Raw genomic sequence first — 24,507 nt, 5'->3', positions numbered from 1 at the left:
TCGTCTCTGAAGGTGGCCGTGGCCATGGGGGGCTCCATCGTCGGTCGTTCAACGTGATGGGGCCATAGGTATCAACGGGCACCGACAATCTGGAGGCGGGCGCGAGCCAGGACCGGAAAGGCGGAAGCGCATCCGCGACGATCGCGGATGCGCTGTTACGGTGCGGTGCGCCGTCAGCGGGCGTCAGGCCAGGTGGACGCCCAGTCCGGTCAAGCCCGGTGCGACATCCGGCCGCAGCACGCGCTTGTCGTCGTAGTCTCCGCCGTTCTGCGTTCGGTACGGGACCGGCTCGGTCGTCGGCATGGCGAGTAGGCGCTCGCGCAGTTCCTTGGCCGCCGTCTCGCCTTCCTCGGGGGTGAGCCTGTCGGCACCGGGGATCAGCACCGGGGGGAGCACCTCTGCGCCCGCGTAGAACAGGGTGCCGTGCTGCAACGGGAACAGCAGTTCGCCGACGGCTCCGTGGATGCCCCGCTCGCCGTAGAGCCACGCCGGCCCGCCCATGGTCACGACTGCCAGCGCGCGCTTACCCGCGAGAAACCCGTCTCCGTAGCCGATCCATTCGCCGTTCGGGCCGCGCAGGCCGTAGGCGAAGCCCTGGTGCCAGACCCGGTCGAACCAGCCTTTGAGGATGGCGGGCATGCCGAACCACCACATGGGGAACTGGATGACGATGGCGTCCGCTCGGGTGATCTTTTCCTGCTCGGCTCGGATATCGGCGCTCTGCGTGCCGTTCTTGTACGCCCGGTCGGCGGCGGCCGCGACCTGGAACCGTGCCGCGGGTCGGTGGGCGTAGCCGGCGGTGTCGACGGTGGGGTTCCAGTTCATCGCGTACAGGTCCGACTCCTCAACCTGGTGGCCCTCGGCGCGGAGCGCGCGCTGTCCCTCCGTGGCGAGGTAGCCGTTGAGTGAGCGGGGTTCGGGGTGGGCGAGAACCCAGAGAACGTTCATGACATCGATCATCAACGTGCGGCGCCGCCACGACGACTGGCCTGATGGACAACATGTGCGAAGATCGAGCCATGACCGCTTTCGCCGGTAGTGGGCGCCACCGCGTGGCGGTCCTGATCCGTGACAAGGCGCTGTCATTTGAGCTCAGCATCGTTCACCGCCTCTTCGGCCAGGCGCGCTCGGCCGGGGGTGCAGCGCTCTACGAGGTCGTGACCTGCGCACTCGAGCCCGGGGAAATACGTACCGACGCCGACTTCACCGTCACCGTCACGCACGGTCTCGAGGCGCTGGCCGAGGCCGACACCGTCGTCGTCCCAGGATCCGGCGTGGACTTCGAGCCTCAAGGTGGGCCGATCGAGCCCTCGCTCACTGCGGCGCTGGCGCGGATCCACCCCGGCACACGGATCGCCTCCATCTGCACCGGATCGTTCGTGCTGGCCGCGGCGGGTCTGCTCACCGGACGGCGAGCGACCACGCACTGGCGCTCATCCGCCCGCTTCCGGGAGCGATTCCCGGACGTCGCCTTCGACCTCGACGTCCTCTACACCGACGACGACGGCGTGCTCACCTCTGCGGGCGCGGCGTCGGGCATCGACCTGTGCCTGCACATGATCCGCACCGACCACGGCACGGCGGTCGCCAACGAAGTGGCGCGCGGCAGCGTCGTCCCGCCACACCGCGAAGGCGGGCAGGCGCAATACGTGCGGCGACCGATGCCGGACCCGAGAATCTCCTCGACCAGCAAGGCCCGCCAATGGGCGCTCGAGAACCTGCACCGGCCCGTCACGCTGCAGGAGCTGGCCGCCCGGGAATCGACAAGCACGCGAACATTCACCCGACGCTTCCGTGACGAATTAGGCACCTCGCCGGGACGGTGGCTCACCCAACAGCGCATCGAACGAGCCCGCGCCCTCCTGGAGCGCACCGATATGCCCATCGACCAGGTCGCCGTCACTGCGGGCTTCGGCACCGCCGGCTCGATGCGCTTGCGTCTGCAAGCCGAACTGGGGGTCTCACCCAGCGCCTACCGCGCCACGTTCCGTGGCCGCGACAGACGTGTGCCGGGACCGATCAGGGCTTCTCCCTGATTCAGGTGATCGCCCCCTGTGCCAGGACGGCATGTACGCCCCATGTCTCGTTCGCCACCTGTGTGACGCGCAGGTCCACGACCGAACTGGCGAGTGCCGTGGCTGTGCCCCTGTCGACGTCGTACAGATCCTGCATCCACGTGACCATCGCGGCGAGGGCTTCCGTCATCGCCGCGTTGAGGTCCGCGTCGAACCCGAACGTGATCCGCCCGTGGGGAGTCACGGCGTGCAGGCCGGGGACGGGAACGTCGGTGACGATGTCGAGCACCGCTTCCGTTGTCATAGGACACTCGATCGCGGTGCCGGACACCTCGCCATCGCCTTGCGCGGCATGGCCGTCGCCGAGGTGCAGCAGCGCGCCGGGTACGGTGACCGGCAGGAACAACGTCGCCCCCGCGGTCAGGTCACGGCAGTCGATGTTCCCACCGCCGGCGGATCGCGGTGGGATCGTGGAGTGCCGGCCCGGCTCGTTCGGCGGCATGCCGATCACGCCGAGGAACGGCGAGAGCCGTACGGTGTGACCGAGGTCGCTGGTGGCGGTCCCGGCGGCGGCGTCGATCTCCCACAGGAGCCAGGTGGGCGCTCCGGTGAGACCGAGCGCGCGATTCAGCGCGTTGTCCTTGGCACCGGCGACGGTCCAGCCCCAGTCGCCCGGGGTGGCCGAAACGATGCGGACCGCGAGCACGTTCCCCGGCTCCGCACCGCGCACGTCGATGGGACCGGTGAGGCAGTGGCCGCGCCGCCCGTCGAACATGGTCGGCCGCTGCTCGCCTGGTGAGTGCTGCCGTTCGAGGAACCCGGACGCGTCGAGTGATCGTACGACGACGGTGTCGCCCGGGTCCACGGTCAGCACGGGCGGCGCGTCACGGTCGAACACGTCCGTCGTGAATCCGGGCTCGGGATGCAGTTCGTGGATGGTCACGCCGATTCCTCGTTCTCATAGGGGCCGACGACGATCTCGGGTGACCTGGCCCGCGACACACAGGCCACCACGCTCGATAGGCGTTCCTTCTCGGTCGACACGGAGTCACGGTGATCCACCTCGCCGTCGAGGACCGCGAGGCGGCACGTGCCGCAGACGCCGGCCTCACAGGACGACTCGACGCGAACGCCGTCACGGCGCAGGGCGGCGAGCAGCGAAAGGTGTGCGGGAACGTCCACCCGCCGCCCATCGGGGGCCCAGACCGCGGTGAACGGCAGGGACATTCCGGTGTGACCGGCCGCGAACTCCTCCATGTGGATCCTGCTCATGCGCCAGTGGGCCGTCAGCGTCTGTACGGCCCGCATGAGTGGAGCGGGCCCACAGCAGTAGACGCGCACGTCGTCGTCCGGAACGGCAAGGTACGGCCACAGGTCGAGCAGCCCACGGTCGTCACTGTGGTGCACGGTGTCCTCCGGACCGTCGAACTCCCGCAGGAACGGGGTTTCCGCCGCGGACAGCGTCAGATAAAGCAGCCGCACACCGGTGCGGCCCTCGGCGCGTAACCGGCGCACCATCGCCCGGATCGGCGTGATGCCGATGCCCCCGGCGATGAACAGGTACCGAGGCGAGGGTTCGAGGGGAAACCTGTTGGCCGGCGCGGACACCACGAGATCGGTGCCCACCAGCACGTCATCGTGCATGCTCACCGAACCGCCCCGGCCGTCGCCGTCGCGGCGCACGCACACGACATACTCCCGTGGCCGGGCACCGCCCGGTTCGACAAGGCTGTAGCCGCGCTTGTGCCCGGCTGGGGTGGTCACCACGATGTGCGCACCGGGCTCATATGCCGGCAGCGCGAACCCGCTGGGGTCCCGCAGAACGAAACGGCGGACGGTCGGCGTGAGGTCGGCCGACTCGCTGACCCGCAGTCGCAGCTCAGATGACGAACTCACTGTCCTTCTCCACGACTCCGGCTGTGCGGACCTCCAGGTAGATTCCCATGAACCGGTGACCGTACGTCCTGTCGAGCATGGTCACCACCGGCAGGTCGCGGCGGCCGGTCTCCGGATCGACCTCGGTCGCGACGCAGCGCTTGGTCCGGCGCACGGCTCGCACCCGCACGCCGCCCAGGCCGAACTCCTGACCGATCGCGTCCGATTCGAACCACGCCGGCAGGCCGTCCACGAGGACGTTGGCCCGGAACCGCAGCGGATCGACCACGGCGCCCGTGCGTGACTCCAGGTCTCGGACCGAGGCCAGGTTGACCAGCGAGATCCAGTCCATCGGTCCGTCCCCGGCCGCGGCCGCGTCGGTGAAGCGCCTGCCCGGTTCCCGCGCGAGCAACGGCATGACGCCGGCGGGCAGGTCGAGGACGCGCGTGAAGAACCGCACCGCCTCGTCGCGACCTTGCGCGGTGTTCAGGTCGGCCTTCAGCACGTCGTGACCCGCGACGCGCGCGGTGAGGACCTCGGTCTCCGCATCGAGGTGTGTGTCGAGTCCGGCCAAGCGGTGGTCCGAGACCAGGGCGAAGAACTCCTGCTTCGGCAGTCCTTCACGCGTCCCGGGCCGGTACCTGCCCTCCGGCCGGGCGAACGCGAACATCCGGTCGTTCGCAATCCCCTTGCCCGGCCGGAGCGCGACGCGGTCCAGCGGCTGCGCGCTGAGCCCTTTCACCGGGTGGACGAACAGCCCTTTCACCCGGCCTCGCCCCTTCACCATGGAGGTGCTTCGGTCGGCGGCATGGATGCGCGACGGCGGAGGTGGCGTACGGCTTCGATGACACCGGTGACCAGGAACGCGAGCACGATACCGACGGTGATCGCGAGCAGCGTGTTGTCCTGGAAGACGACGCCACCGAGGTATCCGGTGAGCACGGTGTAAACACTCCAGGCAGCGGTGGCGAACCCGACGAAGAGCACGTACTTGCCCAGCGGATAGCCGACGATCCCCGTGGACAAGGTGGCCAGGTAGCGCCCGACCGGGATGAATCGTGTGGTCACCAGGACGAAGCCGCCGCGGGCGTCGAGTTGGCGGGTGAACCAGTCGTGCGCCGCTCGTCGTTTGGTGCCGGGTGGCAGACGCTTGAGTACGCGTACACCGAGCAGTCGTCCGACGGCGTAGGGGACCATGTCGCCGAGGAAGGCGCCGAGCGTCGTGGCGGCGATGACGAGCAGGAGGTTGGTATGTCCGCCGGCGGCGTAGACCCCTGCGACGACCACGACGGCTTCGCTCGGGATCAGCGGCAGGAAGGAGTCCAGGCAGGACACCGCGATGAGCACCGCGTACAGCCAGGGTGAGGTGATGAGCGATTCGGCGAGCTGTAACCAGTCGATCATGGGCCGCCGCCCGTTGTCGCGAGGTGCAGATGGATCGTCACAGGTGATTCCTTCCGGGATGGGCGTCGGCACATCGGGGAATGCCCGGCCGGGTCAGCCTTTGAGGCCGGGGAACTGGTCGTCCCGCCATTCGGCGCTCGCCCGCCGGCCGTCCGCGAGCTCCTGCTCCCGGGCCCGGAGCTCGACGCGCCGGATCTTCCCGGAAATGGTCTTGGGCAGGTCGAAGAACTCGATCCGCCGAACGCGCTGGTACGGGGCGAGGTGCTCACGGGCGTACCGCAGGATCGACAGCGCCGTCTCCTCCGTCGGCTCGTGGCCGGGCGCCAGCGCGATGTACGCCTTGGGCACGGCCAGCCGGACCGGGTCCGGCGCCGGAACCACCGCGGCCTCGGCGACCGCCGGATGCTCGATGAGCGCTGACTCGAGTTCGAACGGGCTGATCTTGTAGTCGCTCGCCTTGAACACGTCGTCGGTACGGCCGATATAGGTGATGTAGCCCTCGGCGTCCCGACTCGCCACGTCACCGGTGTGGTAATAACCGCCGGCGCCCGGGGTGTTGCCCACCTGGGCGGTGGTCTCGGTCTGGCCGAATCCGTCGCGCACGGTCACGCCCCATGCGCGCCGGACCCGCTCGATGACCTCGGGGTTGAGTGGCTCCCCGGCGCTGATCGCCTCACGCAGAGCCTCCGGGCGCTCGCCGAGCTCGGCATTGATCAGCATCCGCCAGACGGTCGGTGGAGCACAGAACGAGCTGACCTTTCTGCGATGCAACTGATCCAGCAACGCCGCCGCGTCGAAGCGGCGGTAGTCGTGGACGACGATGGTCGCTTCGGCGATCCACGGCGCGAAGAAGCAGGACCAGGCGTGCTTGGCCCAGCCCGGTGAGGAGATGTTCAGATGCACGTCGCCGGGCCGCAGACCCAGCCAGTACATCGTGGACAGATGACCGACCGGGTAGGACACCTGCGTGTGCTCGACCAGCTTGGGTCGCGACGTCGTACCGGAGGTGAAGTACAGCAGCAGCGGATCGTCCGGCGTCGTGCCCGGGTGCCCGACGCTCGTGTGCTCCAGGTCCGCGGCCTCGCGCAGATCGGACCAGCCCTCGGCCGCACCGACGCTGATCCGCGTGTAGTCGCCGGGCACCTGGCCGAACGTGCCGGTGTCCGCGGCGTCGCAGATCACGTGCCGGACGCGGCCACGGGCGATCCGGTCCGCGAGATCTGCCCGCCCCACCGCGGTCGTGGTCGGCAGGATCACCGCACCCAGCTTCATGATGGCCAGCATCGCTTCCCACAGCTCGACCTGGTTGCCGAGCATCAGCAGGACCGGATCTCCCTTGCGGACGCCGCCGGCGGCCAGCCACGACGACAGGCGATCCGAGGCGCGGGACATCTCGGCGAAGGTGCGTTCGGTCGCGGACCCGTCCTCCTCCACAACGACGAGAGCCGGGCGGTCGTTGCCGCTCGCGACAGCGTCGAACCAGTCCACCGCCCAGTTGAACCGCGTACCGAGTTCCGGCCATCGGAACTCGGCCACGGCGCGGGCGTGGTCGCCGCGCAGTCGCAGCAACTGGTCCCGGCTCTGCCGGTATGCGCCAGTCGCGTTCACGGTGTGTCCTCCTCGATGTGGGTGCGTGTCAGGTCAGCGAAGCCGGGACGCGGGGGTCGGTGCCAGCCGGACCGTGGACTCGGTCCCGCCCACCAGCGCGGAAACGGTGTCGATCATGGCCGCGCACCGGGGATGCCGATGGACGGCGTCCAGGGTGCGTTCGCGGTCGGCGGCGTCCTCGAAGCGTCGAATCCAGACGAAGGCGTCCTCGTCGCCGATCACGGTGAACGCTCCCACCACGTGCATCCCCATCTCCTGGTGCAGCGGGATGACGGTCTCGTCCATGTAGCGGGCCAGTTCGGTGCCGCGGCCGGCGCGGGCGTGCTCCGTACGGATCTCGTAGAACATCGGTGCTTCTCCTGTCAGGACCGGGGTGCGACGCGTGCGGCGGCGAGCGCATAGGCGTCCGGAGACCCCTCCCACGGGGCGGTGCGCACCACGGCCCAGTGGGTCATCAGCCAGCGTCCGCCGAGTCTGCGGAGCTTGAGCTGCCAGTAGCCACGCATCGTGCAGTAGTCGACGACACCGGGTGCGGCGGGGACGTGGTGGTAGGCGACCATGTGCGTGCGGCACTCGGCCTCGTCGCCCGACAGCCGCACGACGAGGTTGGAGGCGGCGTGATGGGTGCAGTCGAAGCCCTCCAGGGTGCCGCGGGCCAGCTCGACCAGGTCGGGGGCCGTCACGGTCGTCGGTGGCCTGCCGAAGTGGTGGGTCGACAGATCCAGCAGCACCTCATCGGCGAGCAGTCGCCGCAGAGCGGTCCAGTCCCGGTCGTCCTGGGCGTGGGCGAGACCGGCGACGACCTCGGCGACAGCCGCCCGGTCCACCAGATCCTCCAGTGCGCTCATGCCCGCGCCTCCGTTTCCGTGGCCGTCGCAGGGTGTCGCGAGTCCGGCCGTTCGATCAGCGGCAGGATCAGACGGCTGGGATGGGCCGGCCCGTGATGGACTCGGTTGACCGCGACGGCCAGGTCGTCCTCGCCGTCGGTGGCGATCGTCCCGCCCGTGTTGGTGTTGCGGTCGTAGCGGGGGAAGTTGCTGCTGGAGACCTCGAGCAGGATGCGGTGCCCGGGCAGGAAGACGTTCGAGGTGACGCACAGGTCGACGGTCAGTTCGTCGACCGTCCCCGGCTCCAAGGGCGCCGGGTCGGTGAGCGACCTGCGGTAGCGGGCGCGCTGGAGGCCCTCGCACAGGATGATCGCTTTGCCATCGGGGTGCACGTCGACGAGTTTGCCGGTGAAGTCGGTGTCCGGCGCCGAGGAGGAGACGTACAGGACCAGGGTGACGTGGCCGGTGACCTCGACCGGACGCTGAAGGACGGCGGTGGCGAAGCACAGCACGTCCTCGCGCGTCTCGACCACCGCCTGGTCGGCCGGTCCGGGGTAGGCGCCGGACGCGGCGGCGAGCACGGTGCCACCCAGGCTCGGGACCGGGCGGCGCGGGTCGTAGAGGAAGGTGTCCGCCGCCTCCACCGATGCGGCATCGCGCGTCAGGCGGCCGTCGCCGGTGGCGGTGTTGGCACGGCCGCCCCCGGCGAGGAAGAAGTCGGTGTAGCGGGTGTCGGGCAGCGGCCAGTCCACCTCGTCACGCCACTGGTCGACGCCCATGACGAAGATCCGGACCCGGTGGGTGTCGTCCGGGGTGTCCGTCCGGCCGCGGACCCAGCGGTCGAAGAACCGCAGGTGGGCGCCCGTGACATCGGCGGACTTGATGCTGCCGTCGAGTCCGAACGACCGGTCGGGGAAGGTGCCGAGGTCGGTGCCGTCGGCATGGCACCAGGGACCGATGAGCAGCCGCTGACCGTCGCGGGCCGCGGCGCTGCCGCCGTGGCGGCGCATCATCGTGTAGGACCGCACGGTCTCGCCGATGAACACGTCGTACCAGCCGCCCACGTGGAGCGCCGGGACGGTGATGCCGCCGCAGTGGTCGATCGCGGCGACCTCCTGCCAGAACGCGTCCCTTTCCGGATGGCCGAGCACCTGACCCACCCAGGGCAGGCAGCGGGTCAGTGCGCCTCGGTCGGCGACCGGCAGCGGGTCGTGCAGCGTCCCCGGATCAGACAGGCCTGACAGGAGTACGTGGGCGTCAGCCGGGTCACCGTGTCCGTCGGCGAGGTCGCGGCGCAGGTTGCGCAGGGCCGAGAGCGTGCCCCAGGTCAGGACGGCGTCCTGCGACAACGCACCGCCCGGGGAGTACCACGGCGCCCCGTACAGGTCGGCGGAGCTCATCACGGGCGCGATCGCCCGCAGCGCCGGTGCGTCACCCACGGCCGCCTGCCACTGCGTGAATCCCATGTAGGACCCGCCCCACATGCCGACCGCGCCGTCACACCACGGCTGCCCCGCCAGCCACGCGAGGGTGTCGACACCGTCACGGCCCTCGTGAGCGTGCGGTACGAACGTGCCGGGCGAGCGGGAGGTCCCGCGGACATCCTGGGCCACCACCGCGTAACCGGCGGCCACGAGAGCGAACACGTCCGGCAGCTTCGGGTTGCCGTACAGTCCGGCGTCGTCCTTACCGTAGGGGGTGCGGACCAGCAGCACGGGAAACGGTCCCGGCCCGGCAGGCCGCCACACGTTGGTGGCCAGAGCGATACCGTCGCGCATCGGCACCGGCACGTCCACCTCCACGGCGAACGTCATGCCCGCACCCGGTCCTTCTCCGGCCGCTGGGACCGCGAGGTGATCATCCAGTGGCTGAAGGCGGCGTAGTGCAGCGCGAACTCCTGCGGCGTGGGCGCGTGCTCGACCGCCGCGGACAGTCGCGCGACGTGGGCGTAGCGCGGGATCCGGTCGGCCTCGTAGGCGGCCAGCGCGGCGGGAACGTCGCCGGCGGGGGAGAGCAGGCGGCCGAGCAGGGCGGCATCCTCGATGCCCAGCGTCGCGCCGGCGGTGATGTGCGGCGACATCGCGTGGGCCGAGTCACCGGCCAGCACGACCCGCGCGGAGACCCAGTGAGGCAGCGGCGGCACGAGCATGATCTGGTTGTGCAGGATCTGCTCCTCGGGCGTCGCGGCGATCAGCTCGGTCAGGAGCGCGTTCCCTCCTCCCTCCTGGAGGTGGACGACCCGTTCCAGGGCTTGCTGCTTACGGGTGCCGGACGGCTCGGGGGAGTTGAACTGGTTCAGCAGCCAGTAGACGTTCCCGTCGTGGGTGCGTACGTACCCGCCGCGGCAGCCGTCGGTGCCCAGGATCAGCCGGTCCTCGGGCACCGTGAGGCCGGTGGTCGGGATGACCGCGCGCCAGACGTGGTGGCCAGGGTGTTCCTGCGCGACGGCGCCCGGCACCAGTCGCTCGCGCACCGCCGAGTACGCCCCGTCCGCCCCGACGAGCACGTCGGCGTTCGCCGTGCTGCCGTCGGTCAACCGGACCGTGACATGGTCCGCGTGCTCGTCGTACGCGTCGAACCCGGTGGAAAGGCGGATGTTCTCCCGCCCCACGGCGTCGGCGAGCAGATCGTTCAGCTTCGCCCGGTGCACCAGCAGATACCGGTGGTCCTCGACGCCGAATTCCGGGGTTTCGAGCAGCCGCCCGGCCGGGTCGTGGAAGTACATCTCGCTGGGTTTGCCGATGGCGCGCACCTCCGCGCCGATGCCGAGCTCGTCGAACACCGCCAGCGCGTTGGCCCAGAGTCCCAAGCCGGCCCCGGCGGCGCGGATCTCCGGTGCGTGCTCGTAGATCACCACCTCGATCCCGGCGCGGCGCAGCGCGAGCCCACTCGTCAGGCCCACGATTCCGGCACCGATCACCACAGCCCGCATCACAACTCACTTCCGGTCATGTCGAACTCCACTGCGTTCTCGTCAGGTCTGCGTCAAAGGTAGGAACGGCAGCCGATTCACACCAGTGCAAGATTGGTACACAGTTATTTCGAATGTGATAATCGGCAGGTGGACTATGTCGACCTGAACCTGATCGTGGCGCTGGACGCGCTGCTCGCCGAGAACAGCGTGACGAAGGCCGCGGCGCGCCTGCACACGTCGGCACCGGCGATGAGCCGCGCCCTGGCCCGGTTGCGCCGCGCCTTCGACGACCCGCTTCTCGTGCGTGCCGGACGCGATCTCGTGCCCACGCCCCGGGCCCTGGAACTGCGCGGTGAGGTGCACGCGGTCGCCACCCGAGCGCGAGGACTGTTCGAGCCGTCGAACGCCGCCGATCCGCGGACCGCGGTGCGCATGTTCGACCTGCAGGTCAGTGACATGCTGTCCACGACGTTCATGCCGTCCCTCATCGACGACCTGCGGGTTCAAGCGCCCGGCATCTCACTGCGGCTGCGGCCGGAGAACCTCGAGGACACCCCGGTCCTGCGCGAAGGGCTGGTGGATCTGGAGATCGGGATCATCCGCCCCGGTGATCCGGAGATTCGCTCGGAAACCCTCCTCACGGAGGTCCTGATCGGCGTGGTGCGGCCGCATCACCCACTCGCGAGGACGAAGACCGTCACGCCACAGCGGTTCGCCGCGGCCGACCACATCGTCGTGTCGCGGCGCGGGCGAACCCATGGCCCGATCGATGAGCAACTCGCCGAACTGGGCCTGCGCCGGCGTGTGGTCGCGGTGGTCCCCGCCTTCGCGGGTGCGCTGTTCCTGGCCCGCGAGACCGACCTCGTCTGCGTCGCCCCGGCCAGGCTGGGACGGCTGATGCTGGACACGCTCGGGCTGCGTACGTTCCCGATCCCGCTCACACTGCCGCCCGCGACGATCGGCATGGCGTGGCATCCCCGCAACCACCACGACCGCACGCACCAATTGCTACGCGACCGCACCCGCCACATCATGGCCACCGCTGCCGAGCAGGCGCGACCGGTTACGTGACCTGAACCGTCGCCGTGATCACCCCGCTGTGGCGTCGTGCCCGGTCAGCTCGTCCATCAGCTCCCACAGCCGCGAGCACATCACTTCGATGATGTGGACGGCTTCCGCCACCGCCGTCCGGAGGTCGGGCTCCGGTACGTCCCGCACACCGAGGATCTCGATGAGGGAGGCGGACAGGGACCCGCGACGAGGCTCTTGTCCACCAGTCGCGCCCGAGCAGGTCGGCGGTGTGGCCGGGGTCCGCCGCGAGGTCGAAGCCTCCGGCGAATATCGACAGGCGCCGGAACAGCGCCCAGGGACGATCCGGCGACCCGTACACCGGCAAGATCAATTCCGTGTCCAAGTACATCGTCTCGACCGCTCTGGACGAAGCTGACCGGGAGAACACGACCGTCATCAGCGGCGACGTGGTCGCCGAGATCGCCCGGCTCAAGGACGGGCCGGGCGGCGACATCCTGCAGTACGGGTGGGCACCCGGGCGAGCCGCTCCCCGAGCTACCGGCGGGCGAAAGCGGCGAGAAAGACGCGGGTGCCCTCGTCGGCCAGGTCGGTCAGTTCCTCGGGGGAGCCGACGGCCGCGTCACCCAGGAAGGCTGCTCGGCCGGTGGGGATCGAGATGATCAGCCAGGTGAACATATAGGCGGCACGCTCGGGGTCGGGCGTGTTCAGCAGGCCGCGTTCGGTGAGCTTCGCGAAGGTCTCCGCGAGGAGTTTCAGGGTGCGGCCCCAGCTCCGCTCGAAGTACTCGCGGCCAATGGCCGGGAAGCGCTCCGCCTCGGCGATGACGAGGCGGCGCATCTGGAGTATCTCCGGGTTCATCAACCCGGCGAGCGTCATCCGAGCGTGGTCCCGCAGGGCGGTCTCGAGGTCGTCCACCTCCGCGAGCGCGAGGATCACGGGCTTGAAGTACTCATAACCGCGATCGACGGTGTCCAACACGACGCCGGCGAACAGTTCCTCCTTGTCGGCGAAGTACTGGTACACCGTCCGTTTCGAGGCGCCTGCCGCGGCGGCCACCGCGTCCATGCTGGTGCCGACGTAGCCGTGGGCCGTGAACACCGACCGGGCGGCCGTGAGGATCTCCTGGCGCTTGCGCGCCGAGCGGGCCGTTGCCCGTGTCGAAGTGGTCAACGAACTACCTCCTTGACAGAGAACACTACCCGGTTTAGTTTTCTCACGATGAAACGATACCGTGTAGTTTACTTGGAGGTGAACGCGTGGGTAGCTCGATCTCCGTCGTCACCGCGTCAATCGTGGTTTTCGTGCTCAGTTCGGCCTACTACGCCCTGCTCACACCGGTCGAAAAGCGCCTGCTGGGTGAGCGCTCGCCGGATCGGGGCGATCGGCCGCCGCCGCTGAAGATCCTTCTGGAGCTGGCGCGCAGCCTCGTGGTCGCCGCGGTGATCGCGGGCTTGGCCCGGTACGCCGGCCTCACTGGTGTGTGGTCGGTGGTGGTGCTCGGCCTGGTGCTCTGGGTCGGGTTCCCGGCAGTGCTGCTCACCGGGTCCATGATGTGGGAGAAGACACCCGCCGCCACCGCAGCGCTGCACGCGGGCGACTGGCTGATCAAGATTCTCGTCACCTCGGCGATTGTGGGGGCCTGGCTGTGAACGACGTACGACCCTACGAGACCGACCCGCGCGTGGACGACTACATCAACGCTCTGCCCGAGTGGCAGCAGGACATCTGCCGGCAGGTCCGAGACCTGATCCACGCCGCTGACCCCGAGGTCACCGAGACCATCAAGCGAACCGTCCGGCCCTACTTCGTGCTTCAGGGCAACGTGTGCGCGTTGCTCGCGGCCAAGGACCACGTCAACGTGTTCCTGTACGACGGCGGCATCGTCCCCGACCCCGAAGGCATCATCACGGCCGGCCACCACAACAAGACCGCCCGTACGGTGGCTTTCCGCGAAGGTGAAACGATCAACGCTCCTGCCCTCACCGCCATGTTCCGGCAGATCATCGCCGACAACCGAGCCGGCGGGTGGCGCAAGCTCAAGGACCAGCCCAGGTAAGCGGCTTGGCCGGCGGGGTTGCCGCGGATGTGCCGAGAGGTGCATGCGTGCGGTGTCACGGGTGCCACCTGGGGATCCTGAGCGTCACACCGGCGGCCGGGCGAGTTTGGCGGCCTGCCACCTGGCGAGCTGACCGCAGCCGGGAACATGTCACACTGTGTTCACGCTCGGGCCATCCGCCCCTTGATCACGACCATCTGACCGGCGGTACTTTCCCGTAGAGCTGCAGGCGGAGATCAGGGAACACGGCAGCCTGGGCGGAATGCTCAAGCAGGCCGTCGCGGACAGCACGTCCCCGTTGCCCGAACGGGTCGACCCCTCGGTGTGGCCCGACTTCGACGGCACGGTGAACCTGACTCCGAACGGCAGCGGGGTGGTCCTCACCGTCCCGGCCGGGGAGATCACCAGCTCCAGCTTCTGGACCAATGTCGCCGCCACCGCCATCGGCGTCATCGTCGGATACGGGTTCAGAATGCTGTGCATCGGCGCCCTGACGTCCAGCGGTGTGGGCGCCGCGCTCGTTCCGATGATCTGCACCCCCTTCGGGAACGCCATCATGGGCATCATGGCGGCGCTCCTGTCGCACCTGTTCGCGGGCACTTTGGGTACCACTGAGGCGATCAGGGACATCATCATCGCCGGATTGCTCGGGCTGGCGAGTGGCTTCGTGTGGGAGAAGTACCTCGGCCCGTGGGCGAAGGAGAGCTTCGCCACGTCGATCGGGAAGGCCGGCACGTGGCTCAGGAACCAGGTGCCCTGGCTCGGACGCTGGTTCGGCGGCGCGACCGCCGAGAGTGCGGAGAATCTCGCCCAGCAGCTCGGTAGCGAGGAGCTGATGAATCTCCTGGACGAAGCGATCGAGTCATGGGGCGGGCATGCATCGAACCTCCAGCGGGATGTACGGATCATGGCGCTGGGTGACTCGATCACCGCCGGCGCGGGCAGTTCGAACGGCGGCGGTTACCGGCCGATGCTCAACAACCTGCTGAGGGAGGAGGGGGCCAACGTCACGTTCGTCGGCTCACAACGCTCCGGTCCTGCGCCCGACGCCCACGAGGGACACCCCACCTGGGGGATCTCCCAGCTCGCCGGCATCACCGACTCGGCGCTGGCCACATACCGGCCGAACGTGGTGCTGCTGCACATCGGCACCAACGACATGAGCAACAACGACGACCCGGGTGGCGCGCCGGCCAGGCTCGGAGCCCTCATCGACCAGATCTTCCGGGCCGCCCCCGACGTGACCCTCCTCGTCTCGACGATCGTCCCGTCCAACTCGGGGACGACCCAGGAGCGGATCCGGCGGTTCAACGAGGCGATCCGGCCGGAGATAGGGGCGCGGTGGGCCTCCGGCAAGCACGTCTACATGGTCAACATGACCTCGGTGACGCTCACTGACCTGACCGACCTCCTGCATCCCAACGACTCCGGCTACCTGAAGATGGCGGGAGCGTTCTACCACGGCCTGGTGCAGGTGGGACGGGGCGGTTGGATCGGCGCACCCGGCGGCGGGAACCCGGCTCCCGCCCCCATCAGAGGCTGGTTCCCCCAGGGCACGATCGCGTCCGGGACCAACGGCGGAGACACCAGCAGGGTCATCTACGCGGACCTCGACGGCGACCGCAGAGCCGACTACATCGAGGTCAACGACGACAGCTCGGTCAAGGCCTGGCGCAACGGCGGACCCAACCCCAACGGCGGCGACTGGCTCTGGTTTCCCCAGGGCACCATCGCCGGCGGCATCGGCGCGCCCGGAGCCAACATCCGCTTCACCGACCTGAACGGTGACGGCAGGGCCGACTACGTGAAGGTCAACGACGACAGCTCGGTCCAGGCCTGGATCAACGGCGGCCCCAACCCCAACGGTGGCGACTGGTTCTGGTTTCCCCAGGGCACCATCGCCGGTGGCGTCGGCGCGCCCGGAGCCAACATCCGCTTCACCGACCTGAACGGTGACGGCAGGGCCGACTACGTGAAGGTCAACGACGACAGCTCGGTCCAGGCCTGGATCAACGGCGGCCCCAACCCCAACGGTGGCGACTGGTTCTGGCGGCCCCAGGGCACCATCGCCGGCGGCATCGGCCAGCCCGGCCACCGGATCCGCTTCGCCCCGCTTCACGGGACCGGGGCTGCCGACTACATCCTCATCGGCGGCCTCAACTCCATGGATCCTGAACTGGGTGGGACCAATCCCATGGATCCTGAACTGGGTGGGACCAATCCCATGGATCCTGAACTGGGTGGGACCAATCCCATGGATCCTGAACTGGGTGGGACCAACCCCATGGATCCTGAACTGGGCGGCTCTGTGAAGTACGACAGCTCCGTTCACGTTTGGCAGAACGGCGGCCCCAAACCCGGCGGCGGCGACTGGTACTGGGCTCCGGGCGGCGAGGTCGCCAGCGGTGTCGGCGTCGACGGCAGCCGGATCCAGTTCGCCGACCTCAACGCCGACGGCCGGGCCGACTACCTCGACGTCGCCCCCGGAACGGGCGCGACCCGCGCCTGGATCAACTTCGGCTGACCGGCCAGGCCGGGCAACGCGGTCCTTCCTCTCGTCGTCCCCCCTCCGTGGGCAAAACTGGTTCGCCCACGGAGGGCGGGTCGGCGTCTCGGTCCTTCGCAGCCGGGTCCTTTTGGACGGTGAGCTTCTCGATCGCCTGCTCGGCGGCCTTCGCCCGCGCCCGGTCAGCCTGCGGCGGAGTCGCGTGCGCGGCCGTGGGCGTCGTGGGGGAGGTCGGCGTAGTGCCATTGGTGGTCGCGGGCATACCGGCACGCCACCTCCAGGTCACCGTCCTCGATCGCGGCCAGCAGTTCGGCGTGGTCCTGGACGATGTCGAGCAGGTCGACCTCGGCGGCGACCATCGTGACTGACGTCCGCGCCTCGATCTGCAGGCTCTCCCAGGTGAGCTTGAGCAGCTCGTTGTGCGCGGCCTCGACGATGCGCCGATGGAAGGACACGCTGGCGCGCGCGGACGCCTCTCGGTCGCCGCTTTCGGCGGCGGCCCGCATCGCTGCCACGTCCGCCCGCATGGCCTCTACCGGTACGGTCCCGGCCAGCAGGGCGAGCCGGGTGGCCGTCTCCTCCAGCGCCGCCCGTACGACGTAGCTTTCGCGCAGGGTCTCCTGGACGAAGGGCCGCACGAACGTGCCGCGGCGCGGCTGGGTTTCCACCAGCCGCATGGCCTCCAGTTCGCGTAGCGCCTCGCGGACGGGTGCTTGGCTGGTGCCGTAGGTCGCCGCGAGCCGCGTCTCCACCAGCCGTTCGCCCGGGCCGAAGTGGCCGGACACGATGCTGGCGACCAGCGAGTCGCGGATCTGCCGCGCCAGCGTGAGGCGTGGCAGCTTGGCGGGCTCCTCGGTCATGAGGTGATCCTACCGATTATCGATCGTCCTGCCGGATCCCTTGACGCCTCTCAGTCGATAATCAATTATCGATAATACCTTCACCGAGGAGGATCGCACATGGTGATCTGCGCGGTGCACGTCCCGGAGTCAGCCGATGCCGCGGTCGACTGCTTGGCGGGAGGCGGCTGGATCATGGGTGGCGGCACCGTCGTGATGTCGCTGGTGAACAGCGGGACTGCGCCCGTGTCCGAGCTGGTGAGCCTGCGCCGGGCGGGGCTGGACGGCGTAGAGGTGCGCGACGGTGTGGCCACGATCGGGGCGGCGGCCACGTTCACCGCTGTCGGCGAGCAGCCGGAGCTCGCGTTCCTGCGTCCGGCGCTGCGGACGATCGCCTTCCCGACCATCCGTAACCAGGCCACCGTAGGCGGCAATCTGTTCGTCGCGCAGCCGTACGGCGATCTGGCCGTCTGTCTGCTCGCCCTCGACGCGACGTGCGAGATCGCCGGGCCGGACGGCCGGCGCGACGCACCAGTGGCAGGCGTGCTGGCATCCGGGGTCGCCGCGGGCGAGGTCGTCGTGGCGGTGCGGGTGGTGCTGCCCCAGCCGGGCACCTGGTACTACCACAAGGCCATGCGCCGTCGCCTGAACTCGGCGGCGATCGTGACCGTCGCCTCCGTCACCCGCGCCGACGGCGGCGTGGTCGCCTCTACCAGGATCGCGCTGGGCGGCGTCGCGCCACGGCCGGTGCGCGCGGTGTCGGCGGAGCACCTGCTGCAGGGCCGGCCCTTGACCCCTGAGGTCCTCACCGAGGCGGGCGAAGCGGCCCGCGGCGACATCGACCCCTTCGACGACGCCTACGCCAGCGCGTGGTACCGGGCGCGGGTCCTGCCCGTGCATCTGCGCCGAGCCTTCCTCCCCTAGCAGCGCTCACCAGCAAGGCCGCATCAGTCAGCCGCATCAGTGAGAGGTGGACCGTGCCGTCACAGATCGTCTCGCTCGTCGTCAACGGCGAGCAACGGGAGTTCATCGCCGCGCCGGGCGCCACACTGCTCGCGAGCCTGCGTGAGTCGCTGGGACTCACCGCGGCCAAGCGGGGCTGCGCGCAGGGCGCCTGCGGCACCTGCACCGTCCTGGTCGACGGCCGGCCCGAGGTCTCCTGCCTGGTCGCGGTGGAGACCGTCGCGGGGCGTTCGATCCGTACGCTGGAGGGGGTCGGCGCCGGCGGTGAGCTGGACGAGGTGCAGAGGGCCTTCGTCGACTGCTTCGCCACCCAGTGCGGCTTCTGCACAGCCGGCATGATCATGGTCGCCGAGGCGCTGCTCGACGGGAACGCCGATCCGAGCGACGAAGACGTCACCGAGGCGATCTCGGGCAACGTCTGCCGGTGCACCGGCTACCGGCCCATCGTGATCGCCATCCTTGAGGCGGCCAGGCGCCGCCGCGAGCAGGCCACGCAGGAGGCGGCGTCGCGATGACCTACAGGCTCGCACCGATCGACACGAGCACCTTCACAGCCGAACGGGCCGCCGCGGGTACGGGTACGGGTACGGACGAAGGCGACCTCACCGTCATCGGCTCGGCGGTCCAGCGCTCCGACGCGCGCGGGCACGTCACGGGGCGTACCGAGTTCTTCGAGGACGTGTCCCCGCCACGGCTCGCCCACCTGAAGATGCACCGCTCGGCCCGGCACCACGCCAGGCTCCTGGACGTGGACCTGACCGAGGCCCTGGCCGTGCCCCGCGTCCTGCGGATCCTCACCCACGCCGACATCCCGAACAATCTCTTCACCCCGCTCAAACTGATCGGCGTCGGGCCGGACGACGAACCCATCCTGGCCGTGGACAAGGTGCGCTACCTCGGCGAGCCGATCTGCGCCGTGGTCGCCGAGACGGAGGCGGCCGCGCTGGAGGGTGCGGCCCGGATCAAGGTCACCTACGAGGACCTGCCACCGGTCTTCGACGTCGAGGAGGCTCTGGAAGAGGGCGCGCCGCTGGTCAACGAGTACCACGGGCAGAACCACTTCCGCTACGAGGGCCACCACTGCCGGCGGATCCGGTTCGGCGATGTGGAGGAGGCGTTCGCGCGGGCCGACCACGTCTTCGAGTGGCGCTACCAGTCCGCGCCGATCGAGCAGGCTCCCGTCGAGACCACCGGCTGCGTCGTCGTGCCGCAGGCCGACGGGCGGCTGCGCATCCATTCCGACACCCAGGCGTGCTTTTTCACCCTGGACAACACCGCCCTGATCCTGGAGACGCCGTTCAACAAGTTACGCATCGTCGGCGGGACGGTCGGCGGCGGCTTCGGCGGCAAGGTTGACGTGGTGGTCGAGCCGGTCGCGTGTGTGAGCGCGATGCTGGTCGACCGCCCGGTCAAGTTCGTCTACGACCGGGCCGAGGAGATGCAGGTCTCCTCGCCGCGAGCCGCCGAGCGCATCTACATCAAGGATGCGGTCATGAACGACGGCCGGATCATCGGACGCAAGGTCACGTTGTACGTCGACTCCGGCGCGTACTCCCGCCACAGCCCGTACGGGACCACGAAGGCCGCCGCGCACCTGCCCGGCCCCTACTCGATCCCGAACGTGTGGGCCGACTGCCACTGCGTGTTCACCAACCGCACGCCGTCCAGCGCCATGCGCGGCTTCGGCGTGACCATCGCCGACTTCGCGCTGGAGTCGCAGATGGACCGGATCGCCCGAGCGCTGGATCTGGACCCGCTGCGGCTGCGTCTGCTCAACGCTTACCGGGACGGGGACCTCAAGGCCCACCGCAAGGTCGCCGAGGGCACGGCCCTGGTCGAAGTGATCCAGAAGGTGGCGGAGATGGCCGGGCACGAGCTGCCCGAGGCGTACCGCCGCATGTCCTCCACGACCCGGGAAGGGCTGTAACGATGGCGAAGCTCCGCGGACGGGGGTACGCCTCGGTGAACTACCCCACCGGCATGAACCTCGGCGGCGATCCCTCGCAGGCGCTGATCCACGCCACGACCACGGGCACCTTCGTGATCTCGCTGTCCTCGGTGGACCTGGGCCAGGGCATCAAGACGATCGCCGCCCAGTGCGCCGCGGAGACCCTCGGCCTGCCGATCGAGAACGTGCTCGTCGACACCGCCGACACCGACACCGGGCCGCACTGCATGGGCACCTTCGCCAGCCGCGGCACCCACCGCGTCGGCAACGCCGTCATCATGGCCGCGGCCGAGGCGCGCGCCGTCATGCTGGAGGTCGCCGCCGAGGAGCTGGAGGTCGACGCCGGGGACCTGGAGACCGACGGCACCGGCTTCATCAGGCTCAAGGGCGCGGCGGAGAAGGGCATCCACATCACCGATCTGGCGCTGGCCGCGCACTTCAAGCACGGGCGGACGATCTCCGGCCGCGGCATCTACCTCAAGGAGCCGAGCGTGCCGGTGCCCGAGACGGGGGAGATGGACCCCGACTCCTGCCAGGCGCACGCGTGCACGGCCGCCGTCGTCGAGGTGGACGACGAGACCGGGGTGGTCGAGGTGCTGGAGCTGTACAACGCGTACGAGGTCGGCCGGGCACTCAACCCGGCCATGGCGACGCAACAGGTGGAGGGCGGGGCCTGGATGGGCGTGTCGCACGCCCTGTTCGAGGCCACCGAGCCCTACTACCCCTGGCGCGATCACGGGCCGCGCGACTTCGCCGGGTACCTGATGCCCGGGCCCGCCGACATCCCGGTCCAGCACAGCCTGTTCCTGGAGCGCCCGGCCGCGAACGGGCCGTACGGCGCGAAGGGGATCGGCGAGATGACGGCGAACGCCCCGATCCCGGCCATCGCCAACGCGATCTTCGACGCGTGCGGCGTACGCCTGGACACGATGCCGTTCACCCCCGAGCGTGTCCTGCGCGGGCTGGACGCCCTGCTCGCCCGAGGTAACCGGAAATCTGAGGAGGAACCATGTTGAAAGTCGTCTCGCTGCTCAAGCGTGCCGAGGGCCTGTCGCACGAGGAGTTCGCGAAGTGGGTGGTGGAGGACCACGTCGAATTCGCCAGGAAGCTGCCCGGCCTGCGGAAGTACACGGTGAGCGTGACCAACGGCGACGGCGGGGCGTATGACTCGGTGAACGAGCTGTACTTCGACGACGAGGACGCCCGCGCCGCCGCGTTCGGCTCCGAGCACGGCAAGGCCGCGGCGGCCGACGCTGCCGCGCACACCTCCCAGCGCGTCCACCTCCTGACCACCGAGCACGCACAATTGTGACCACCGACGGCGCCGTGCCCGGTCTCCTGCGCGAGCGCGAGCTGGCCGCCGCGCTGGAGGCGCAGGGCTACTTCGCTGACGAGGGGTTGTGCACGGCCATCCACCTGGCGCTGCGGCTGGGCCGGCCGCTGCTGCTGGAGGGCGAGCCCGGCGTCGGCAAGACCGAGGTGGCCTCGGTGCTCTCGCGCGTCACCGGGCTGGACCTGATCCGCCTGCAGTGCTTCGAGGGGCTGGACTCCGGCCAGGCCCTGTACGAGTGGGACTACCCCAAGCAGCTCCTCCAGGTCCGGGTGGCGGAGAGCCGCGGTCAGGACGTCGGCGACCTGTACCGCGAGGAGTTCCTGCTGCGCCGGCCGTTGCTGCGCGCCGTGCGGGCCGAGCAGGGTGCGGTGTTGCTGATCGACGAGGTCGACCGGGCCGACAGCGAGTTCGAGGCGTTCCTGCTGGAGTTCCTGGGTGACTTCCAGATCACGATCCCGGAACTGGGCACCGTACGGGCGCGCACGCCGCCGATCGTGGTGCTGACCTCCAACCGCACCCGCGAGCTTCACGACGCGCTCAAGCGACGCTGCCTCTACCACTGGATCGCCTTCCCCGAGCCGGACCGCGAGCGGGCGATCCTGCGCATGGCGGTTCCCGGGCTGGCGGAACAGGCCGCGGCAGGGCTGGTGGGTGCGGTGCAGCGCGTACGCCGTCTTCCGCTGCTCAAGCGGCCCGGCATCGCCGAGTCGGTGGAGTGGGGCCGCGGTGCGATGGCACTCGCCGAGGGCGGCAGCCCGTGGCCCGTGGCACTGCGCCGGGCCCTCGGGCTGCTGATCAAGGACGAGGAGGACACCCGGCTGCTCCTCGCGCATGCCGAGGACGTGTTCGGCGATGCCCTCGCGCATGCTGAGGACGTGTTCGGCGATGCCTGACCCGGTCGTGCTCGCCGCCGACCACCTGTGGGGGTTCCTGACCGCGCTGCGCGGCGCGGGCCTCCCCACCGCGCCGACCAAGCGGGCGGACCTGCTGCGGACGATCGCCGAGACCTCGCCGCCCGACCTGACCGCGCTGTACTGGTACGCCCGGATCACCCTGCTCCAGGACGTGAGCGACCTGCCCGCCTTCGACCGCGTTTTCGACGCCTGGTTCCGGCAGGGCGGCCCCGGACCCGCAGACCCGCCGCTCGAAGCGGACGACGGCGGCGCGCAGTCCTCCGGAGGACCCGGGGAGGACGATCCGCCGCCCCGCGAGGCGCGGCCGGGCGACGGTGTCGAGGCCGGCGCCCTGAGCGTTCACCGCACACGTGACTTCGGCCGGACCGGCGAACGCCGGACCGCGTTCATGCGCGCACTCGAAGCCGCCTGGCCCGCCGTGCTGCCCGCCGTACCGTCACGGCGGCGACGCCCGGCCCGGTCGGGAGACCGGCTGGACGTACGGCACGCGTGGCGACGGGCCCTCCGCCACGACGGGGAGCTCATCCAGCTGCGCCGCCTCGCCCGCCCACCGCGCCCGCGTCGGCTGCTGATCCTCATCGATGTCTCCGGCTCGCTACGGCAGCACACCCCGGATCTGCTCCGCGCCGCGCACACCGCGCTGCGCGCGGCGCCGGCCCGCACCGAGGTGTTCACCTTCGGCACCCGGCTCACCCGGATCACCGCCGCGCTCGCGCACCCGCACGCCGACCAGGCGCTGCGAGCCGTGTCGAGGCTGGTCACGGACGCCGACGGCGGTACGGCGATCGGCGCGGCGCTCGAATGCTTCCTGGGCAACCCGCGTTTCGTGGCGCTCGCCCGCGGCGCCCTCGTGGTCGTGCTGTCCGACGGGCTCGAACGCGGCGATCACGCTCCCATGGTGCGCGCCGCGGCACGCCTGTCCCGGCTCGGCCACCGGCTCGTCTGGTGGTCCCCGCTGGCCTGTTCGCCGGCCTACCGCCCCGTCACCCGCGCCATGGCCGCCCAGCTCGCGAGCCTGGACCACCTCGGCGGCGTCCGGGATCTGCCTACCGCGCTGGAAGAGGTCCGCCGCCTCCCCACCGTCCTGTCCGGCCCCCGCCACCTCGCGGCGAGGCGCTGGTCCGTCCCACGACCCAGGGGAACAACCCGATGACCTTCTCCCTCTCCCACGGGATCGTCGACTCCCATCACCACATTTGGCGCGCCGCCGACCTGCCCTGGCTGCAGGGGGAGATGGTTCCGCGCATCTTCGGCCCGTACGAGCCGATCCGCCGTGACTATCTCGCGCCCGAGTACGCCGCGGAGGCCACCGCCTGCGGCATCACCTCGGCGGTCTACGTCCAGGCCAACTGGCCGCTCGACCGCTGCGTGGACGAGGTGCGGTGGCTGCGCGACGTCCGCGCCGAAACCGGCTGGCCCGCTGCCGTTGTGGGCTCCGCCGACCTGTTCGACGAGGGCGCGGTGGAGGTCATGCGCCGCCAGGCCGCCATCACCCCGCTCGTCCGCGGTACCCGTCTGCAACTGCACTGGCACGAGCGGCCGGAGTTCCGCTTCGCCTCCGCCCCCGATCGGATGAAGGACCCTGTCTTCCGGCGCAACATCGCAGCGCTCGCCGACCTCGGCTGGCTGTTCGAGCTCCAGGTGTTCCCCGCGCAGACGGCCGACGCCGCGGCCCTGGCGAAGGACTTCCCCGGCGTGACATTCGTGCTCGTCCACGCCGGGATGCCGGTGGGCTCAGGGCCGGCGGCCATCGGCGAGTGGACCCGCGGCATGAGGCTCCTGGCCGAGCAGCCCAACGTCGTGGTGAAACTCACCGGTCAGGGGACCTTCGTGCATCGCGTGGACCGGCCGCTGATCGAGAAGGTGACCGCCACCTGCCTGGACCTGTTCGGCTCCCGCCGCTGCATGTGGGGCAGCAACTTCCCGATCGAGAAACTCTGGACCGACCTGGCCACCTTGGTCTCCACCTGGCAGAACGTGCTCTCCGGCCGATCCGCGGAAGAGATCCGGGACGTGTTCACCGCAACGGCCACCCGGGTCTACCGCCTGTGAAATCGAATCCGGATATATGGATTAAAAGGACGATATAGGCTGTTACGTTTCGTCCCATAGAAATATATTTCCCTCGCAATTATGGCGAGATGAATATCCCTGATATTGGGGATGTCGAGCTTTCCCTAAGGCGTTTTACCGTGGAGCGACCGGGACGCCGAAAGCCTCGAAATGCAAAGCCGGCATGCGAAACAGAACTGCCCCCCAACGAATCCGGCTCC

26 protein-coding genes are annotated in these 24,507 nt (G+C 69.7%); 13 read left to right on the top strand and 13 right to left on the bottom strand.

Going from position 1 to position 24,507, the window contains the following annotated elements:
• Positions 1 to 183 precede the first annotated feature (183 nt).
• Complete coding sequence (locus tag ACIBQX_RS13900) at positions 184 to 948, bottom strand: NAD(P)H-dependent oxidoreductase (RefSeq protein ID WP_397004141.1); 765 nt, start codon at positions 946 to 948, stop codon at positions 184 to 186.
• Positions 949 to 1,019: 71 nt separating this feature from the next.
• Between ACIBQX_RS13900 and ACIBQX_RS13895 the strand changes: the two genes are divergently transcribed.
• Complete coding sequence (locus ACIBQX_RS13895; RefSeq protein ID WP_397004139.1) at positions 1,020 to 2,036, top strand: GlxA family transcriptional regulator; 1,017 nt, start codon at positions 1,020 to 1,022, stop codon at positions 2,034 to 2,036.
• 1 nt (position 2,037) lies between these two features.
• Here ACIBQX_RS13895 and ACIBQX_RS13890 read toward each other — a convergent pair whose 3' ends face one another.
• The 9 genes from ACIBQX_RS13890 to ACIBQX_RS13850 all read right to left on the bottom strand — a co-directional run bounded on the left by ACIBQX_RS13890 (position 2,038) and on the right by ACIBQX_RS13850 (position 10,661).
• Entirely contained in the window at positions 2,038 to 2,958 is a 921-nt protein-coding gene (locus tag ACIBQX_RS13890) for an acetamidase/formamidase family protein (protein WP_397004137.1), read from the bottom strand.
• On the bottom strand, positions 2,955 to 3,911 hold the full coding sequence (locus ACIBQX_RS13885) for a PDR/VanB family oxidoreductase (RefSeq protein WP_397004135.1): 957 nt from the start codon (positions 3,909 to 3,911) through the stop codon (positions 2,955 to 2,957). Before ACIBQX_RS13885 ends, ACIBQX_RS13890 begins: the two co-directional genes overlap by 4 nt.
• Positions 3,895 to 4,677 (bottom strand): MOSC domain-containing protein, encoded by a 783-nt coding sequence (locus ACIBQX_RS13880; RefSeq protein WP_397004133.1) that lies wholly within the window; start codon positions 4,675 to 4,677, stop codon positions 3,895 to 3,897. The genes ACIBQX_RS13885 and ACIBQX_RS13880 overlap by 17 nt, the downstream gene beginning before the upstream one ends.
• A complete protein-coding gene (locus tag ACIBQX_RS13875) occupies positions 4,671 to 5,294 on the bottom strand; it encodes a DedA family protein (RefSeq protein ID WP_397004131.1) in 624 nt (207 codons plus the stop codon). The genes ACIBQX_RS13880 and ACIBQX_RS13875 overlap by 7 nt, the downstream gene beginning before the upstream one ends.
• 93 nt (positions 5,295 to 5,387) lie before the next feature.
• On the bottom strand, positions 5,388 to 6,902 hold the full coding sequence (locus tag ACIBQX_RS13870) for an AMP-binding protein (RefSeq protein ID WP_397004129.1): 1,515 nt from the start codon (positions 6,900 to 6,902) through the stop codon (positions 5,388 to 5,390).
• Positions 6,903 to 6,935: 33 nt separating this feature from the next.
• Entirely contained in the window at positions 6,936 to 7,250 is a 315-nt protein-coding gene (locus tag ACIBQX_RS13865; RefSeq protein WP_397004127.1) for an NIPSNAP family protein, read from the bottom strand.
• Between the two features lie 14 nt (positions 7,251 to 7,264).
• Positions 7,265 to 7,750, bottom strand: coding sequence for a nuclear transport factor 2 family protein (locus tag ACIBQX_RS13860; protein WP_397004125.1), 486 nt, complete (start codon positions 7,748 to 7,750; stop codon positions 7,265 to 7,267).
• A complete protein-coding gene (locus tag ACIBQX_RS13855; RefSeq protein WP_397004123.1) occupies positions 7,747 to 9,543 on the bottom strand; it encodes a CocE/NonD family hydrolase in 1,797 nt (598 codons plus the stop codon). The genes ACIBQX_RS13860 and ACIBQX_RS13855 overlap by 4 nt, the downstream gene beginning before the upstream one ends.
• Positions 9,540 to 10,661, bottom strand: coding sequence for an FAD-dependent monooxygenase (locus ACIBQX_RS13850; protein WP_397004121.1), 1,122 nt, complete (start codon positions 10,659 to 10,661; stop codon positions 9,540 to 9,542). The genes ACIBQX_RS13855 and ACIBQX_RS13850 overlap by 4 nt, the downstream gene beginning before the upstream one ends.
• Before the next feature lie 129 nt (positions 10,662 to 10,790).
• Between ACIBQX_RS13850 and ACIBQX_RS13845 the strand changes: the two genes are divergently transcribed.
• Positions 10,791 to 11,714, top strand: a complete 924-nt coding sequence (locus ACIBQX_RS13845) for a LysR family transcriptional regulator (protein WP_397004119.1) — start codon at positions 10,791 to 10,793, stop codon at positions 11,712 to 11,714.
• Between the two features lie 18 nt (positions 11,715 to 11,732).
• On the opposite strand, the gene ACIBQX_RS13840 is transcribed toward ACIBQX_RS13845, so the two are convergent.
• Together ACIBQX_RS13840 and ACIBQX_RS13835 are read right to left on the bottom strand one after the other, a co-directional pair.
• On the bottom strand, positions 11,733 to 11,861 hold the full coding sequence (locus tag ACIBQX_RS13840; RefSeq protein ID WP_397004117.1) for a hypothetical protein: 129 nt from the start codon (positions 11,859 to 11,861) through the stop codon (positions 11,733 to 11,735).
• Between the two features lie 348 nt (positions 11,862 to 12,209).
• Positions 12,210 to 12,845, bottom strand: coding sequence for a TetR/AcrR family transcriptional regulator (locus ACIBQX_RS13835; protein ID WP_397004115.1), 636 nt, complete (start codon positions 12,843 to 12,845; stop codon positions 12,210 to 12,212).
• Between the two features lie 86 nt (positions 12,846 to 12,931).
• Here ACIBQX_RS13835 and ACIBQX_RS13830 point away from each other — a divergent pair, with 86 nt between their 5' ends.
• From ACIBQX_RS13830 to ACIBQX_RS13820, 3 genes are all read left to right on the top strand, one after another.
• A complete protein-coding gene (locus tag ACIBQX_RS13830; RefSeq protein WP_397004113.1) occupies positions 12,932 to 13,324 on the top strand; it encodes a DUF1761 domain-containing protein in 393 nt (130 codons plus the stop codon).
• Complete coding sequence (locus ACIBQX_RS13825; RefSeq protein WP_397004111.1) at positions 13,321 to 13,731, top strand: DUF1801 domain-containing protein; 411 nt, start codon at positions 13,321 to 13,323, stop codon at positions 13,729 to 13,731. The genes ACIBQX_RS13830 and ACIBQX_RS13825 overlap by 4 nt, the downstream gene beginning before the upstream one ends.
• 262 nt (positions 13,732 to 13,993) lie before the next feature.
• A complete protein-coding gene (locus tag ACIBQX_RS13820; protein ID WP_397004109.1) occupies positions 13,994 to 16,255 on the top strand; it encodes a GDSL-type esterase/lipase family protein in 2,262 nt (753 codons plus the stop codon).
• Positions 16,256 to 16,419: 164 nt separating this feature from the next.
• On the opposite strand, the gene ACIBQX_RS13815 is transcribed toward ACIBQX_RS13820, so the two are convergent.
• Entirely contained in the window at positions 16,420 to 17,097 is a 678-nt protein-coding gene (locus ACIBQX_RS13815; protein WP_397004107.1) for a GntR family transcriptional regulator, read from the bottom strand.
• Positions 17,098 to 17,196: 99 nt separating this feature from the next.
• Between ACIBQX_RS13815 and ACIBQX_RS13810 the strand changes: the two genes are divergently transcribed.
• The 8 genes from ACIBQX_RS13810 to ACIBQX_RS13775 are packed head-to-tail and all read left to right on the top strand — an operon-like array spanning position 17,197 to position 24,286.
• A complete protein-coding gene (locus tag ACIBQX_RS13810) occupies positions 17,197 to 18,000 on the top strand; it encodes an FAD binding domain-containing protein (protein WP_397004105.1) in 804 nt (267 codons plus the stop codon).
• Positions 18,001 to 18,053: 53 nt separating this feature from the next.
• Positions 18,054 to 18,554 carry a (2Fe-2S)-binding protein gene (locus ACIBQX_RS13805; RefSeq protein ID WP_397004103.1) on the top strand — a complete coding sequence of 167 codons (501 nt, stop codon included), beginning with the start codon at positions 18,054 to 18,056 and terminating at the stop codon, positions 18,552 to 18,554.
• Positions 18,551 to 19,966 (top strand): xanthine dehydrogenase family protein molybdopterin-binding subunit, encoded by a 1,416-nt coding sequence (locus ACIBQX_RS13800; RefSeq protein WP_397004101.1) that lies wholly within the window; start codon positions 18,551 to 18,553, stop codon positions 19,964 to 19,966. Before ACIBQX_RS13805 ends, ACIBQX_RS13800 begins: the two co-directional genes overlap by 4 nt.
• 2 nt (positions 19,967 to 19,968) lie before the next feature.
• Entirely contained in the window at positions 19,969 to 21,003 is a 1,035-nt protein-coding gene (locus tag ACIBQX_RS13795; protein WP_397004099.1) for a xanthine dehydrogenase family protein molybdopterin-binding subunit, read from the top strand.
• Positions 20,997 to 21,299, top strand: coding sequence for an EthD family reductase (locus ACIBQX_RS13790; RefSeq protein WP_393174154.1), 303 nt, complete (start codon positions 20,997 to 20,999; stop codon positions 21,297 to 21,299). The genes ACIBQX_RS13795 and ACIBQX_RS13790 overlap by 7 nt, the downstream gene beginning before the upstream one ends.
• Positions 21,296 to 22,213, top strand: a complete 918-nt coding sequence (locus ACIBQX_RS13785; protein WP_397004097.1) for an AAA family ATPase — start codon at positions 21,296 to 21,298, stop codon at positions 22,211 to 22,213. Before ACIBQX_RS13790 ends, ACIBQX_RS13785 begins: the two co-directional genes overlap by 4 nt.
• Entirely contained in the window at positions 22,206 to 23,387 is a 1,182-nt protein-coding gene (locus ACIBQX_RS13780) for a VWA domain-containing protein (RefSeq protein WP_397004095.1), read from the top strand. Before ACIBQX_RS13785 ends, ACIBQX_RS13780 begins: the two co-directional genes overlap by 8 nt.
• Positions 23,384 to 24,286: an amidohydrolase family protein gene (locus ACIBQX_RS13775; protein WP_397004093.1), complete on the top strand. Its 903-nt coding sequence runs from the start codon at positions 23,384 to 23,386 to the stop codon at positions 24,284 to 24,286. The genes ACIBQX_RS13780 and ACIBQX_RS13775 overlap by 4 nt, the downstream gene beginning before the upstream one ends.
• Positions 24,287 to 24,507 lie beyond the last annotated feature (221 nt).

This window comes from Nonomuraea sp. NPDC049714 (genome assembly GCF_044465295.1).
Lineage (GTDB): Bacteria > Actinomycetota > Actinomycetes > Streptosporangiales > Streptosporangiaceae > Nonomuraea.
This window is presented reverse-complemented; position numbering and strand designations above follow the sequence as displayed.